Here is a 16,907-nt window from a genome sequence, read left to right on the forward strand (position 1 = left end):
CAAAAATTATTCTGCGGAGAGAGCAATATGAATCAGCCAGAAGTCACTGAAGAGCCTACAGTTTTGCAGGCTGAAGCCGACCATTTTAAAAAGGTCTTTACCGAAGTTCGTTCTGAAGTCGGCCGTATGATTATTGGCCAGGAACGGGTTGTCGAATCAACATTATATGCGTTGTTCTGTGGTGGGAACGTTTTACTGGAAGGAGTTCCCGGACTGGGAAAAACAGAACTCGTCAAAGCACTTTCCAAGGTATTGGAATTAGAATTTCAACGGATTCAATTTACACCTGACTTAATGCCGGCGGACATTATCGGTACCAATATCATGAACACCGATGAGACGGGAACTTATCGGTTTGAATTCCGTAAAGGTCCGATTTTCACTCAACTGTTGCTGGCTGATGAAATTAACCGTGCGTCTCCCAAAACACAGTCTGCTTTATTGGAAACAATGCAGGAGGGGACTGTCACAGCCGCAGGAACCCAATATCGGCTTGACCAGCCCTTTTTTGTGCTGGCAACCCAGAATCCCATTGAGCAGGAGGGGACCTATCCACTACCCGAAGCACAATTGGACCGCTTTTTGTTTAAGGTCAATGTGCCTTTTCCCAACCGGGCTGAGTTGAACACAATTGTGCAGCAAACGATTCTGAGGCAGCCTGTAGAGTTGAAGAAATTACTGGATAGTAAGCAAATTCTTGAATTAAGAAATCTCCTGGAGAAAGTCGTTGTTGTCGAACCAATTCGCGACTATGCCATTCGGCTGGTGCTCTCGACACATCCCGGAACCGACTTTGCCACCGAAGAGGTCCGTCGTTTTATTCATTGGGGAGCCAGTCCGCGAGCTGCACAATCTTTGATAAAATCTGCACGCGTTCGTGCACTCAGTGAAGGGCGGGCACATGTCGCCTTTGAAGACATTCGTTATTTTGCCAACGAAGTACTCCAGCACCGGGTGCTCTTGAACTACGATGGCCAGGCAGAAAATATCAATGTGACTGACTTAATTGAGCAGAACTGTAAAGAACTACCAGAGAAGGAATAATCAGAAGTGTCGGAGGGAACTCAAGCGAATCAATATACTTCTTTGTTTGATAATAAAACATTATCAAAGTTGGAGAGGTTGCGTTTAAATCCAACGCGGCGCCTAACAAATCGAAGTCGTGGTGAGCATCTTTCCGGCAAAGGGGGAACGAGTACAGAATTTTCGGATTATCGGAATTACGTTCCCGGTGATGATGTGCGCTATATTGACTGGAATATCTTTTCCAGGCTGAATCGTCCCTTCATGAAACAATATCAGCATGAAGAAGAAATGCATGTGGTGCTGATTCTCGATGCCTCTTCTTCCATGGACTACGAAGATAAGTTTTTGCGCTGTAAGCAACTGGCTGCTGCGTTTGGTGTGATGGGGCTGATGAATTTTGAAAAGGTCAGTGCCTATTCCTGCAATCACAAAGGAGGACGCCCCGTAAGTTTGTCGCCTTGCACCGGTCGCATCAGTATGAAGCGTTTATTTGATTTTCTCTCTTCGATTGAAGCCGGTGGTGATTCTCCGATTGAAGCAGCAGTCGAAGATGTTTTACGTTCACATCGCGGGCGTGGCGTGGCCATCGTGCTTTCTGATTATGAATCATTTGGTGATTTACAACGGCCTTTTAACATGCTTTTCAGTGCGGGTTTGGAAATCTTTGGGGTGCAAATATTAGCACCTTCTGAAATCGATCCCGAAATTAATGGTGATTTACGTTTAGTTGATAGCGAATCCGGGCAGACTCTGGATATTTCTTCAGCCGGAGATTTGTTGGGATTGTACCATGAACATCGTGCCTTGTTAGAGGATCATCTGGCGATGCTCTGTCGCCAACGTTCCGGACGATTTTTGACGACCAACAGCGGTGATGCTTTGGAGCATGTTCTCTTTGATGTATTGCGTCGGAAAGGGTGGGTCAGATGAACTTTTGGCCTGGCTTTTACTCACTACCAGGAGCCTGGTACCTGTTATTGCTGATACCATTGGTGGTCTTTTATTTTTTGAAATTAAAGCGCCCCCATAAAAGTGTTCCCTCGTTGGCCCTTTGGAGCCAGGTGATCAACGACCGTCGCGTCAATTCGCCATTTCAAAAATTCAAACGTAGTATCTTACTGTTGCTGCAAATTCTTTTATTGCTGTTTCTGGTTCTGGCTCTGATGCAACCCTATATTCAAAGTGGAGCAGAGCGGGCGGAATATTTACCAATTCTGATTGATTGTTCTGCCAGTATGGCGGCAACAGATCCGGAAACAAAAAAATCACGCTTGGAACTTACGAAGGAACGTGTTGGCGAAATTGTCGATAACTTACTGCCAGATCAACGTGTTTCCTTAGTCGCTGTTAGCTCGACAGCACGCCGATTGACCGACTTCACGGATAATCAACGCATACTGAAACAATCGCTGGCTGGACTAACCGTTGATGATGTCCCCAGTAATCTGGAAGATGCCTTGCGGATGACACAAGCCCTCTCTAGGACCGTGCCTATTAATACGGTGCTTTTTTATTCAGACGGAAATTTCCCTCAGGAAGTCAATTTTGATCTACCTTTTGATCTCAATTACCAGTTGCTTCCCTCAGCAGGATCCAATGTGGGAATTACTTCATTCAATGCACGAAAAAACCAGACGGGAAACTGGGATGTTTTTATTCGGGTTGAGAATTCAGAAAAAAATGATAGTCCTGCCACGGTCGAGTTATTGCAAGATGGAGAGAGCATTGCCAAAGAGGAGATCGTCTTAGGGAAAGGGGATTCACAACGCCTGGAATTTTCCGTGAATGCCGATAAAAAATCGTCTCTGGAAGCGATTTTGACTCCTGGTAGCTACGATAGTTTAGCTGCTGATAATCGCGCCTTTCTCAATATTCCTCAATCACGCTCATTATTAGTGTTCGTTGATCCGGATCTCGCCAGTTATCGTTATGCGTTAGACGAGAACAAAGATCTGGTGTTATATCCCGAGCAGGATGGCTCTGCGGGCCCTCCGGAATATGATCTGGTCATTTCTTCTTCTGAAAAAAATATGGATAAACAGGCATTGATCAAGCTGGGCGTCGGTTTTGTGCCTGAGGATTTAAAAAATTATGTTTTGCTCGAAACAAATTTAACAGATGTTGTTGACTGGAACCGTAGTTCGGCATTATTGCGGCATGTGGAATTGGGTGATGTGCAAATTACGGAGCAGCCCGTTTGGGCAGAGAATGCCAAAGTAGAAAACCTGGAAGAACTGGGTTATGAAGTCTTAATTCATGGTCGATTAGGGCCACTCTTATTACAAAAACGTAACTCGGACGGGCTGGAGTTTTACTTTCTGTTCAATACAGATCGTTCCACTATGCCTTACCGAGTTGGTTTCCCGATTATGGTTTCGAATCTGATACAGCTGACATTACAGGAAGCCGGTATTGCAGAAGTGCAGGCCTCAGCAACCCCACTCTTACCTGCCGTCGAGTATGTGCCAGAACAAAAATACAACATTAAAACGCCGGGTGGGAAACAGCTGACTGCCGAAAGTAACAAGAATGGCATTGTTTCCGGAGTCGCCGCTTTGCAAGTGGGGAAATACACAATCAGTGGTGAAGGTGCAAAATCAGATGAAATTAGTGTAAGTTTATTGAACCCTATGGAGACATCCCTCGTTTCCGTTGACGAAATTCAGTTTAGTGAAGTTCCGGTTTCTGCAGCACAAACGCAAATCGACAGCGATAAACCACTTTGGAGCGAATTTGCATTGATTGCCTTTGTATTACTTTTGTTAGAGTGGTGGTATTTTCAGCGTCGACCAGGTGGGATTCCTGCATAGATAACGTAAGGAAAGAGAGAACTTACCTTTATGATTCAGAAACGTCTGTTTTATTTATGGTTGTTTTTCTTTTTAACGCCCGGGGTTTTGCCTGCGCAGTCCTTTCCATTAGTGGTCGATATTCGGCAATTATCACAATTTCCCAAAGGTAATGGCCCGGTTTCGTTTGTCTGGCAATGTCAAGTGTCAGCGACAGGACTTCTTGAGGGGTATTTTCTGGTTACCGTACATGACGGCGTCGAAAAATTTGGAACATTCAGATCACATGATGTTGCCATGCATGCGGGCTTCCATGAAATCCCGATGATGCTGCCTCCCATGAAAGTGGATAATCCCTATTCGGAGGTGAAACTGAAGCTCAGCTTCGTCACTCCGAATCAACAGTATGACTTTAAAGATGAATATTCATTGCGAGTTGGTCAGCGTTTTCAAAGAACGTTTGCAGTGGGAGTCTGTGATCCATTTGATATGAGCATGTCGAAAGACCTGAAGGAATTTTTGGAACGACTGGATTTTGAGTCAATCAGTCCTAAAGAACCAATTAAGATAGACTTTCAGAAGCTCAGGCGATCAATTCCTAATGTGGGCATGTTGAGAAATCAGCCGTTGTCTTTAAATGTCAAAACCGTTTCCATTCATCTGCCTCCTCCTGATTACCCTCAGCTACCGATTGATTGCCACCAGTATGATATTCTGGTGATTACAGCACGTGGTTTTGCGCAACTGGAATCAAGAAATCTGAAAGCCATTCATCAGTGGGTGCGGTCGGGAGGCAGCTTGTGTTTACTTGCTGGTCCTGTTTTAGAACAACGACAGGTTCAGTTTATGAATAGCCTTGTCGAAACTAAGAATGCGACACCCTTTCTGATTGACTCAGAAGGTAAGCTCGTAATGGAAAATTCAGAGCAGGTCTGGTTGCAACGAACCGGATGGGGCAGGAGTGTGATTGTGCTGTCCGAAGCGCTGAAAGAAAAGCGTCTTACCGCTTCTGAGCTGAAACAGATTCCCTTCTTCTTGTGGAAGTTGCGCGAATCACAACGAGACTATTTTGATAAACAGGAAAAATGGGATTATGAAGAACTGGTCGATGCGTTCATAAAGACACAAAAGAGAACAAACTATCGCAACATGAATGCGTATTCTGCCAATCAGGTATTTAATTTGAATTATCGACCGATCTCTACAGGAGGGGCGGTTGTCACTGACCTAATGCCGGCTGAATTACGGATTGTTCCCTCCTGGGTGATTGCATCAATTCTCCTGGGGTATGTGCTCATTATTGGTCCGGGTGAATATTTTATTCTTGGAAAATTTCAGTTGCGGCGCTTTACCTGGATCACATTCCCCATCATTTCCATTTGTATTGCCTGTCTCGCATTTATCGTATCTGATCATTATATGCAGACATCCTATGAACGAAAATTACTGACAATTCATGATTTGGACAGACAGGGAAAGCCTGTCAAAGAAAATCAAGTCGAATTGTTGTTCACAGGTTCCTATCAAAAAATCGAAACAAACATCAAGTCCGGACTCTTCACTCCCTTGAATCATACAGAATTAGGGATGGCGCAGAATTACAACATGTATGCTCGGAACAGAGTTCAATCACTGGTTGGGCCGCCGCTTTATGCAGGATCGATTCCCACTCAATACTCGGTTTATCAGTTGATGCCGCAATGGACACCTCAACTGAATCGCATCATCAAGAATTATCCAGATGAATTGCAGACAAAATTTGACTGGTCATCGATTCAATTGAATCAGCTTCGTTCGAATCAAGGGCGTGTCAAGATACGGAAACAAATCAAAACTGCTTTTGGGAATCGGGCTAAAGTCATGGTTTATCAAGGGCAGAAGAATGGAGAAGTCAAAAAACATCCACTCTTTACACAAACAAATAATCCACGAAATCGAAATAATTACCGGTCCGAACAAGACTATGCCTTATTCAATGAGTATTACCAGAATTATCCACACTATTATGGAAATAATAGACTACGGCGTAATAGTTTCATGGATGATTTGTGCGTGCGAAGTCAAAACGGTCTTTTTCAAATTGTTTCACAAACATCACCCTCAGGTGGTCAAAATTATGAAGACTTGAGTATTCTGGATCCTTCTGATCCCAGTCAATGGTTAGTTGTCGTTTATGTTCCCGGTAATGAGCAGGACACGATTTATCGGCAACTTATTGTGGCAGAAAAATAAAACAGCACTTCTAACGATTAATTTAAAGAAGAATTTACATCCCAATGAGCATACAACCTCCCATGGTGGAAGTGAAAGATTTGTGGGTCCGTTACGGAACGTATGAAGCCGTAAAAGGTATCTCTTTTTCCATTCCGAAAGGAGAAGTCTTTGGTTTTATTGGTCCTAACGGTGCCGGCAAGTCATCGACAATCAAAGTCCTGGCCACATTACAACGTGATTATGACTGTCAGTCAGTCAAAATTAATGGAATTTCTGTTGGAAAAGCACCACATTTAATTCGAGAGATGATCGGCTATATGCCCGATTTTTTTGGCGTTTATGAAGATTTGACTGCCAGGGAATATCTTCATTTTTTTGCAGCCGCCTACCGTATCGCTCGCAGTAGAAGAAAAGCGATCGTCAACGATGTGCTGGAATTGACAGATTTAACAGAAAAAATCGACGCACCCGTTGATTCCTTGTCACGTGGAATGAAACAGCGTCTCGCTTTAGCACGAGTCTTGCTTCATGATCCTGATTTGTTGTTGCTCGATGAACCAGCTAGTGGACTGGATCCCCGTGCCCGTATTGAAGTTCGGGAACTTCTGGTCGCGTTAAAAGAAATGGGGAAGACCATTATTATTTCGAGCCATATTCTCCATGAGTTATCGCAGCTTTGTACCAGTATCGGAATTATCGAAGCCGGTCAATTTGTGACGCAAGGGTCTCTAGATCATATATATAAACGTTTGGAATTGAGCCGTATCATCCATGTGCAGATTGTGGGTGAGATGAATGGTATTTGCCAGACCATTGAAGAAATCGATGGTGTGAAATCTGTCAGTGCGCAAGCAGATCGTCTGGCGATTCAGTTACAGGAAGACCAATTGGCGGTTGAGGAACTGCATGCCAAGATCGCTGAGACTGGTGCTAAAATTCGCATGTTTCAGGCGGAAGCCATGGATATGGAGACGGTATTCATGAAGCTGACGGAAGGGAAGACCGCATGAAATTGAGGAAATTCCAGGTCAGCCTTCCACTGTTGTCTAAAGAATTAGTCGAAATGGCGAATCGTCGGCGAACCTATATCGTCAGGACGATCTATGCGCTCTTATTTCTGGGATTTGTCGGTTTTATTTATCTCGAGTCAATTTCCGGTCTACAAAATAATCCCATGGCCATTCTCGGTCGAGGGCGCGAAATATTTGAAGCCATGATTTATTTGCAATTTACGGCAATCTACCTTTTTCTACCCGCGATCACTTGTAGCGTGATCACTCAGGAAAAAGAACGGAATAGTCTGGGATTGTTATTAATCACCCGGTTAAGCCCTTCCACAATCATTCTGGAAAAATATCTGGGGCGTTTAATCACGATGATTACGTTTCTCATGTTAGGGCTTCCGATTTTAGCATTTGCCTATTCACTGGGTGGCGTTTCGCTGGCCATGTTTATCAACGCACTCTGGCTCTTATTGATCACCATGCTTCAAGTGGCCGCACTCGGAGTCATGTGTTCCAGTTTTTGTCGCACAACGGTATCTGCCTTTATTGCGACTTACATTCTTGGTTTTATCATGCTGTTTGGCCTGATTATCATATACGAGCTCAATTTGTTCTATCTGGGTGACGTAATACGATCGTTCACTCGCTCACTCCAAAACACTCCATTATTATCCAATTATATTCGTCGAGGTGGTGAAGAGCTTTGTGCGATTATGTTTGCACCTTATTGGTTTGATCGTTTTTCCAGGACCGGAGGAATTGCTTCTGTAGTCGGTACATTTATATTAAGTATTCCCATCATCATCAGCACTTTTATGTTTCTGATTTTTGCACATTATTTTCTGATCCGTCGTGCTTTTCTTCCCGCGCGAAATTATTTATTGAATGCGTTCAAATCGTTGGATCGAGTGTATAATAAAATTAATCACAATCGCATCACGCGCGGAATTGTACTCGTAAAAGAACAGATAAAATTACCGGAATATGCCCCGATTGCCTGGCGTGAAACATCGAAGAAGTCGCTGGGTACATTTCGTTATCTGTTTCGAATTCTCGTCACACTTGAAGTTCCGATACTTTTCATCTGTATTATTATTGCGACTGGTAGCCCCAACCCCGTGGTTGATGGGGCAGTCATTCTATTGTGGTTGCTATGGGGCTTGACTGTCTTGCTGTTGGCGGTATCAGCAACGAGTCTGATTTCCGGGGAACGCTCACATGAGACACTGGATGTGCTCTTGACGGTACCCATTTCGGGAAAAGAGTTAATGCGTCAGAAAATTGCGGGTGTAAAACGATTGTGTCTGGTGCTGTTGATTCCTCTGTTAACGATTGTGCTCTTTGAGGCCTGGTGGAAATGGGAGTATTCCTATATTACCTCGGGATATCGAAATCGATATGAGACTCAATGGTTTGCCTATCTCGTTGGATCCTTAATCACACTGAGTATCTATTTGCCGATGCTGATTTGGTTCTTCTGCTGGATCGGAATGAAGGTGAAATCACAAACGAAAGCCATTTTGACTGCATTAGGCTTGATCATCGTCTGGTGCATATTACCATTTATTTTAGCGTTTCCTATTTTTATGCTGAATCCCTCATTTGACGAAGATTCGATCATCTATGGTCTATTTCTCAGCCCGGCTTCATTTGTGGTGATCAATGAAATCGCCGAATTTCATGAGTTTGGAACTCCCTGGATTCCACTACTTGTGAACACCATCATTTATGCTGGCTGCTTAATGCTTTTTCGATCTCAATGTCTGAATCACATCGATGAGAATTTAGGCCGCTTGAGTGACCAGGATTACCATATTGATCGTTCTGCGAAAATTCCAGTCAGTGATCAACCTATTTTTAGTTCAGAATAATGATTCCCCATCTATTCATAAAAAATCTGAATCGACTAATCAAACGCCAATTATTCAGCGTTGGATGCCTTGGTTTATTACTATGCTTCCCATCATTCACTTTTGCACTTGAAATCGAAGAAGTGATTTGGGGGTTTAATAACCAGTCAACTCAAGGGAAGTGTATTCCGCTTTCTTTGCTATTAAGCAATAATACTCCCGAAGTATTTGATGAGTTGATGCAATTAAATCGGCAACAATACAATGGGTCTAAAGTTGGCGCACCACTTTTTCGTGCAGTCTACCTGGCGCCCTTCAGTTCAAAATGGGTTCAGTTTTATCCCTATATTATCGACCAGGGTCAGAATAACTGGTCTCTCAACTGGGGACCACGTTTTATTTACAGCCGAAAAATATCCAGTAGAAGTAACGCCTCAACTATGGATGAGAATGGAGGCCGTGACTCTTCACGTATTATCTTAACTGGTATGGATGCACTCTCAAGAAGTGGAAGGCATTTCAAGCAATTTCCAGAAGAACTCTTTCCTCCGTTTGTCACTGCGGCAGATTCTTTGGATGAAGTGATTTTGGATCATGTTCCTAAACGCTGGGAAGCTGCGCGGAGAGGGGCATTTATGGATTGGCTCTATCAGGGAGGCGTTCTCCATTTGCTCCCGGACTCTTCGGGAGATAATCTGGTATTTTCAGATACGATGAATGAGTTGAATGCTCCATTTGAGCATTTCCGAATTGGTTCGGGGCTTGTCATTCGTCATCAAGGTGATCTGAAACAGATTGATAAAGAAAAAATCAAATTAGAAATTGAAAAAGTCCGTGCGACTCAATTATCGAGCATTGATATTCCCGAATCATTACAGAAAAGAAAGAAAAAACCGAACACAAATAATCAGACGAATGATGACTATCGGTATGGCGACACCAACGCAGGATTTCTTCAGAAGCTCTCTGATATTACCCGTCCTGAACACAACTGGGAATTGATTTACGTAATGACGATATTGTACATATTCATGATTTATCCTGGGTGTTATCTCTACAATAAGAGACAAAAAGGATATCGAAGTTCTTTGCTGTTTCTGCTCATCTCAGTAGCGCTGTTCAGCACCATCTTTTGGACGATTGGGAAACGTGGTTACGGTGAAACGACTACGATGAACAGTTTAATCATCGCTCAGCCTTTGCAAGACGGTCAATATGACTTGACGGGGTGGGTCAATTCGTTTGTAACAGATGGTGCTGAATATCAGTTTTCGCTCACCGGTGATGGCCCCATCTATTCAACCGCTCAAGAAACGGAAAAAATAAAGGGAGGAATTATTAATGGGGTGGAAGGAAAATTTATTGCAGATATTCCTCCATTTTCTGATCGACGATTTATGTATCGCATAAAATCAAAATATAAGTTACAAGATTTCGAACTGATCGACCAGAAGATTGGAACAAATTCAATTCTTGAGATTATCAAAATTCGGGTGAATTCTGCGTTACCAGAAAATACAAAACGAATTCAAGCATTGTATGGTCGTGCATTGTATGATCTGAAACAGAGTCAAGAAGCAGGCAGCCTGTTCCTGGTACTTGGCAATCAACGCACTCCTCTTTCCGCCTGGAATTCAAAGTTAGATTCTGATGAACTTTATGGTCGTCAATTTGGTTATGGGGAGGAAGAGCAAGATCCTTCAAAGATCTATGACAGCTTGTATGAAAGACTTGTATTGAAAAATCTGAACATTGAGAAACCCAGCCAACTCAATCAATACCAGGGTGACTTATCCCATTTACAATTATTTATTTATTGTGATCTTCCGGATGAATTTAAACTGAAGACGAACGTACAAGGATCACAACAAGGGCGCGTACTGTTTACAAACCAGTTAGCGCTACTTGAGAAAAAGGATAACAGCAAAAATGACTGAGCCGATTTTTAGTCAACCTGTGATTGATATTAAAAATATATCACATTCCTTTAAAGGTCATCGCGCTTTGCAGGGAGTGAGTTTTCAAGTCGAACCCCAGTCTTTACATGGATTTGTAGGGCCTAACGGTGCAGGAAAAACGACTACGCTAAAAATTATCTGTACTTTATTACGCCCTCAGGCTGGCAAAGTGGAAGTGTTTGGAAATGATGTGGTCGCATCTGTAAAAGAAATTCGTAAACGCATTGGTTTTATGCCTGACCACTTTAGTACATATCGCCAGATGACGGTATTTGAATACCTGGACTTTTTTGGGGCGGCGTATGGATTGAGTTTGGAGCAGCGCGATCAGGTAATCAATGATGTATTGACGTTAACAGATATGGACGGTCGGAAAGATTCGCTGATCAGCGGATTATCACGGGGAATGCAGCAACGCGTCAGCTTAGCGCGTGTCTTAGTGAATGACCCCGATTTATTATTGCTGGATGAGCCAGCCTCAGGGCTCGATCCTCGTGCGCGTATTGAACTGATGGAAATCTTACAGGAACTGAAACGGATGGGAAAAACGATTTTTATCAGTTCTCATATCCTGAGTGAGTTGGCCGAGCTCTGTGATAGTGTCACTATTATTGATCGTGGAAAAGTGAAATACAGTGGTACGATGGATGGGTTACTAACGCATGAGCAGGAGCATCCCTGCTATAAGCTGACATTGGAATCTGAAGTGGAAGGCTTAGTCGAATCTTTAGAAAACGAGCCAGGTGTGATGGAAGTAGAAAAAACAGACCGCCCCCGCGAGCTGCGAATTTCGTTTGATGCAAGCCTTACCACAACAGGCAATCTATTATCAAAAATTATTGAATTACAAGGAGAAATTGAAAGCTTCCAAAGGGACAAAAAGCATTTGAATCAGGCATTTTTAGATTTAACAGAGCAGGGAGTTCGTTAATGTTTCAAGGAACGTTTGCATTGTTCAACCGCGCATTAAATGTCGACTTCCGTTTAATGCGAACGCATCTGTTTCGATTTCTCTTTGCGGTCATGATTCTTTTTTTTCTCATGTCAGCTCATGTAACAAGTCGGGCGATAGGTGCCAGTGGTCTGGTTTTATTTTCGCAAATTATTTATCTCAATTTTGTTGTTATTTTAATGGCGGGGATCAGTATTTTTGCGACTGCGATTACGGAAGAAAAAGAAGAACAGACGATGGGCTTGCTTTTGATGGCGGGAGTAAATCCGATCTCGCTTATGTTGGGAAAGTCGATGCCACGGTTGGTGACTGCTTTATTGTTACTCTCAGTTCAATTCCCGTTTACATTGCTCTCAATTACATTAGGCGGTGTGACTTTAGCGCAAGTCATTGCTGCCTACTCCGCACTAGCTGCCTTTTTGTTTTGTCTCGCTAACCTGGGACTTTTCTGTTCTGTTGTGTGTGCTCGATCGCGTTCTGCGTCGACTCTGGTTGTGATTGCTTTGGCTTTCTTTTTCTTAGGTTTTCCATTTTTAGAGTGGGTTTTCAATGTGATTCAATCTGAAAACTGGATCACGAAGGGAGCACTGCTTGCGAACTCCATAGAAACAGTCTTTGACTGGCGGAGTCAAATTTCTATTTTGAGCCAAATCAACTCGATTCTTGCTACTGGGTTCAGTGATTCTCCCTGGGGAATTCCATTCTGGGGTCATATTGTTTTTGGATTCATCTTGTTTGTTTTTTCATGTATGTTATTTAACCGATTTGCATTGATTGATGTGGGGTTGAGTCCAGGGCGCGGCGTCATTTCAAAAAAGAAAAGTCATACTTTTTCCCCCAGCCGTACCTGGGACAATGCGTTAATGTGGAAAGACTTCTATTTTCTCAATGGCGGTGTTGGAATGACATTGATTAAATTTGTCTGTTATGGCATCGCTCTATTGGCGTTATGTATTTTTATTGGATTTTCCTCAAATCAATGGGATTTGGATTTAATTGGATATACCGTCTTTTGGTCAATGTTCCTTGTGCTCTTGATTGAAATCAGTCTTATTTCAGCGCGCATCTTTCAAGTTGAGATTCAGTGGAATACCTTGGTTTCGACGGCAATGTTACCACAATCAATGGCACGGATTGCTTATTCAAAACTGTCAGGATGTCTGCTCAGTCTTATTCCCGCCTGTTGCTATCTTATGTTTGGAAGCTTATTCATCATTGATGAAATCTTTTCAGCACTCGATGAAATATTGCCAGAACCAACATTTTGGATGATGTGCGTAGAAGTGTTCTTTTTCTGGCACTTAACCGCATTTTTATCAACATATATAAAATGGGGTGCTTTGCCGCTGGCTTTCGTTTTAATGTGGGTCGGGAATACCACTTTCTTTATAATGGTGACTATATTTTCCATAGGAGGAGGAATAAGGCAGGAAGTGTTTGAAGTGCTGTCTTTATTCTTTTCTCTCGGTTTACTCGCTTGTATCGTTGGTTCCCATTTCTTAATTAAAGAACGGTTAGTTCTACTAGCCTCTAAATAAATGTCACTGTCAAAATTAGTTCCGAGGAAGAGAAGTTCTTATGAGATCAGAAATCAGTCGTAGAAAGCTTTTACAAAATTCAGGTGTCATTGCTGCCACTGCTTTGGGATGGGGTACTCAGCGTTCAATTGCCGGTGAGAATAAAGAACCGCAACCTCTGAAAGGAAATATTAACCAGTCGGTGGTGCACTGGTGCTTCAAAAAATATTGGGATCTTGAAAAAACAGCGCAGGTTGCGAGTCAACTTGGAATGAAAAGTGTGGAATTAACTCCGGCTGAAAATTGGAAAACACTTAAGAAACATGGTCTGACTTGTGCAATCGCTTCCAGTCATGGGTTCAAAAAAGGGTTTAATAATCCCGAACATTGGGATCAATGCATCGAAATTCTGCGGAAACGAATTGATGAATGTGCTGCGGGAGGTGTCAAGAGTGTGATCACATTTACTGGCATGCGAGATGGTAAAATTAATGATGAAGAAGGAGCCAAAAACTGTGTTGCCGGTTTGAAGAAAATCATTGGGCATGCAGAGAAGAAAAAAGTGAATGTTTGTTTGGAAATGTTAAATTCACGTGATGATAGCCATCCCATGAAAGGTCATCCTGGTTACCAGGGGGATAAGACCGAATATTGTATCGATATCATCAAGCAAATTGGTTCTCCACGGATGAAACTTTTGTTTGATATTTATCACGTTCAAATCATGGATGGTGACGTTATTCGCCGAATACGGCAACATAAAGATTATATTGGTCACGTTCACACTGCTGGAAATCCCGGGAGAGGTGAATTAGACCAGAAACAAGAGATTAACTATCCTCCGATCATGCAAGCTCTACAAGAAATTGGATACCAGGGTTTTGTCGGTCAAGAGTTTATCCCAACACGAGATCCCTATCAGGGACTAAAGCAGGCTGTTGAACTTTGTGACGTGTAACGGAAAACAGCCTGACTCGATCGACTCTCTTTAACAAAAGAAAGGCGGGAAAGAAACACCAGTTTCTTACCCGCCTTTAATTTTATTGTCTCGAGCCATTTCAGGCTAAAAGTTCCTGGAGTACAAAACTTCCCATTTCACTGGTTGAGATCGGGTTTCCGCCTGCGGCGATATCGGCGGTTCGGTGCCCCGCTGCGAGAACTCGGTCTACGGCACTTTCCACAGCTTTTGCTTCTGTTTCTAATTGCAATGAATGACGTAGTAACATGGCAGTCGCCAGGATGGTGGCTAATGGATTGGCGATGCCTTGTCCCGCAATATCAGGCGCTGAACCATGAATCGGCTCATACAAACCGGGGCCGGATTCTCCCAATGAGGCAGAGGGGAGAAGTCCTAACGAACCTGGCAACATCGATCCTTCGTCAGTCAGGATATCCCCAAACATGTTACCGGTAACCACGACATCAAAATCGGAGGGGCGGGAGATTAAATGCATTGCCATCGCATCGACGAGCACAACTTCATATTCAATATCGGGGAACTCGTTTTTGACGACGTCTGCCGCTACCTGACGCCAGAGACGGGAAACTTCCAGAACATTCGCTTTATCAACGGATGTCAATTTACCACCACGGTTTCGTGCAGACTCAGCCGCGAGACGCACAATGCGCGCAATTTCCGAGGTAGTGTAAGTCATCACACTAAACGCTTTTTCTCCATCAGGGTGCTCCATTCTTCCCGACTCACCAAAGTAAATTCCCCCGGTTAATTCGCGGAAAAACAGGATGTCTGTCCCCTCAATGATTTCCCGTTTTAGCGGAGAAGCATCGAGTAACTCGCTATAAGGTTTAATGGGTCTTAAATTTGCGAAAAGGCCTAACTCTTTTCGAATTTGTAGTAACCCGGCTTCAGGACGGGTTTTGGCAGAGGGGTCATCCCATTTGGGACCGCCGACTGCTCCCAGGAGGATTGCCTGTGATGCTTTACAAGTTTCTAAAGTTTGTGGAGGCAGGGGATCACCAAACTCATCAATGGCATTTCCACCCATTGGACAGGAGGGCGTCTCAAATTGATGGCTGTATTTTTCAGCAATTGTATCCAGAACGCGTTTGGCTTCCGCTACGATCTCAGGCCCAATTCCATCACCGGGTAATAATGTAATCCGAGCTTCCACAGTCATTCCTCGCTTCATTTCTCATGTCTTGGTAAATCAGGTCATTTAATTACAGAAAGGCCAATTTAACGACTAAATTACCAAAACTCCAGCCGGCCCCATGTTGCATTTCTAATTGTGAGCAAACTTAATGCAGCGACAAAGACACTTTTTTCAGTTGTGTTCAGTATTTCCTATGATCCAAAATATCGATACAACCGGACGGTAAAAAAAGATGCCTATTTTTATTCGCTCTGCAAAATCAAGAGATCAGACGATGATTCCGATAAAAAGAGTGGAGCTTACTATGTTCAAACTGTGTTAGTAGTGGGCTAAACTTATATTTTGTCGTCGATTCGCATTTAAAGCTCTGAAGGTCAGGAAGGTACTTCGGGAAAAGGGCTCGCGCTCAGGAGGGGCAAGCGGAATAGAAATCGATGTATGTTACAGGACAGGGACATCGCATGTTTCGCTCAACGTTTTTTGCTACCGGCTTATTTGTAATGCTTACAGGCGCTTCATTCCTGTTTGTTGACAAACTGGTACTCAGTCATAAAGTAACAACTCAAGAACCACAACAGGTTCGGGAACCCGAATTTCGCGGTTTTTTAGGAATGACCTCTTTGAATAAAGATAAACAAGAAGAGTTGAATCCTCCAGACTGGGCTGCATTCAGCCTGATGTCAGTCGGTGCTGTGACTATGTTGTACGCTGTGGCTTTACCCAAACGAAATTAAACGTACAACCTCATAACCGTATATCGAAACAGCAATGAATCCGAACGGATTGATTGCTGTTTTTAATATTAGTCACCTAAACGAATTGTTGCCCACAAACTCGGGTCTTGCCCATAGGGAAATTCCTGACCAACGGTCATGAATTGTTTGCCCAGTTCTGAATCAGAAATGGCATAATAAAAGCCAAGTTGTGGATATGCTGCGGGGTCAAATCCATACAGCACTGATGCAGGAAGCCAGGCATCTAATTCATATCCAGCTGAATTGACTTTCGACCAGAGTTTGATTTCGGAAAGATCACAGGTGGGGGCATCACTTTGTGCCCGATTAATAGGAAGCTGAGAACAAACAGGCTTTTGTTGTTTGCCAGCTTTCCCGACAGGATGGAACTCAAACAGGTGACAATAACGATTGGCTCGATGGATTGTCTTTGTATCTCGAGTATCGATCCATATCTGAAAATACTCAGTCGCTGTGGTGGGATGTTGTTTTTGATCGACTTTTATACCGATCCCCAGCCCCTCTTTATTCCAGGCAAGTTTGAGTTTACCCCATTGATCTGACTTTTTCTCAAGGCTCAAATTTGGAAGTAAAGCGGACTCCGGCAGGTTTAGTAATCTGCCTCGTTTGTGAGGAATCTCTGTCAGCTCGGGTAAAGCGATAGAGTGACGAAACAAAAATGAATGAGGAATAATAGACATCTTCAACTAGAGAGTCGGTCGAGAAAAAACTTTTTGAAAATTTAGACT

Annotated in this window: 13 protein-coding genes; 11 read left to right on the forward strand and 2 right to left on the reverse strand. The window is 43.2% G+C overall.

All coding sequences use genetic code 11. The features are described 5' to 3' along the window. The first annotated feature begins 27 nt into the window (after positions 1-27). The 10 genes from V202x_RS21645 (at position 28) to V202x_RS21690 (ending at position 14,268) form a co-directional block, all read left to right on the forward strand. Positions 28-1,044, forward strand: coding sequence for an AAA family ATPase (locus V202x_RS21645; protein ID WP_145178927.1), 1,017 nt, complete (start codon positions 28-30; stop codon positions 1,042-1,044). Positions 1,045-1,050: 6 nt separating this feature from the next. Beyond that, positions 1,051-1,956 (forward strand): DUF58 domain-containing protein, encoded by a 906-nt coding sequence (locus V202x_RS21650; RefSeq protein ID WP_145178928.1) that lies wholly within the window; start codon positions 1,051-1,053, stop codon positions 1,954-1,956. After that, the gene (locus V202x_RS21655; protein WP_145178929.1) at positions 1,953-3,836 is read left to right on the forward strand and encodes a vWA domain-containing protein; all 1,884 of its coding nucleotides are present in this window, start codon (positions 1,953-1,955) and stop codon (positions 3,834-3,836) included. Before V202x_RS21650 ends, V202x_RS21655 begins: the two co-directional genes overlap by 4 nt. A 30-nt stretch (positions 3,837-3,866) precedes the next feature. Continuing rightward, entirely contained in the window at positions 3,867-6,047 is a 2,181-nt protein-coding gene (locus tag V202x_RS21660) for a hypothetical protein (RefSeq protein WP_145178930.1), read from the forward strand. Between the two features lie 44 nt (positions 6,048-6,091). After that, positions 6,092-7,039 (forward strand): ABC transporter ATP-binding protein, encoded by a 948-nt coding sequence (locus V202x_RS21665; protein WP_145178931.1) that lies wholly within the window; start codon positions 6,092-6,094, stop codon positions 7,037-7,039. After that, the gene (locus V202x_RS21670) at positions 7,036-8,904 is read left to right on the forward strand and encodes an ABC transporter permease (protein ID WP_145178932.1); all 1,869 of its coding nucleotides are present in this window, start codon (positions 7,036-7,038) and stop codon (positions 8,902-8,904) included. The genes V202x_RS21665 and V202x_RS21670 overlap by 4 nt, the downstream gene beginning before the upstream one ends. Before the next feature lie 122 nt (positions 8,905-9,026). Beyond that, entirely contained in the window at positions 9,027-10,820 is a 1,794-nt protein-coding gene (locus V202x_RS21675; protein ID WP_145178933.1) for a hypothetical protein, read from the forward strand. After that, complete coding sequence (locus V202x_RS21680; RefSeq protein WP_145178934.1) at positions 10,813-11,772, forward strand: ABC transporter ATP-binding protein; 960 nt, start codon at positions 10,813-10,815, stop codon at positions 11,770-11,772. The genes V202x_RS21675 and V202x_RS21680 overlap by 8 nt, the downstream gene beginning before the upstream one ends. Further along, positions 11,772-13,331 (forward strand): hypothetical protein, encoded by a 1,560-nt coding sequence (locus V202x_RS21685; RefSeq protein ID WP_145178935.1) that lies wholly within the window; start codon positions 11,772-11,774, stop codon positions 13,329-13,331. The genes V202x_RS21680 and V202x_RS21685 overlap by 1 nt, the downstream gene beginning before the upstream one ends. A 40-nt stretch (positions 13,332-13,371) precedes the next feature. Then, entirely contained in the window at positions 13,372-14,268 is an 897-nt protein-coding gene (locus V202x_RS21690; RefSeq protein ID WP_145178936.1) for a hydroxypyruvate isomerase family protein, read from the forward strand. A gap of 100 nt (positions 14,269-14,368) precedes the next feature. Here V202x_RS21690 and leuB read toward each other — a convergent pair whose 3' ends face one another. Then, positions 14,369-15,442, reverse strand: coding sequence for a 3-isopropylmalate dehydrogenase (gene leuB / locus V202x_RS21695; RefSeq protein WP_145180727.1), 1,074 nt, complete (start codon positions 15,440-15,442; stop codon positions 14,369-14,371). 416 nt (positions 15,443-15,858) lie between these two features. On the opposite strand from leuB, the gene V202x_RS21700 reads away from it, so the two are divergent. Further along, positions 15,859-16,158, forward strand: coding sequence for a hypothetical protein (locus V202x_RS21700; RefSeq protein WP_144985795.1), 300 nt, complete (start codon positions 15,859-15,861; stop codon positions 16,156-16,158). Positions 16,159-16,226: 68 nt separating this feature from the next. Here the strand turns inward: V202x_RS21700 and V202x_RS21705 are convergent, their stop codons facing one another. Further along, the gene (locus V202x_RS21705) at positions 16,227-16,859 is read right to left on the reverse strand and encodes a hypothetical protein (RefSeq protein ID WP_145178937.1); all 633 of its coding nucleotides are present in this window, start codon (positions 16,857-16,859) and stop codon (positions 16,227-16,229) included. Between the last annotated feature and the right edge of the window lie 48 nt (positions 16,860-16,907).

Source organism: Gimesia aquarii, from assembly GCF_007748175.1.
GTDB lineage: Bacteria > Planctomycetota > Planctomycetia > Planctomycetales > Planctomycetaceae > Gimesia > Gimesia aquarii_A.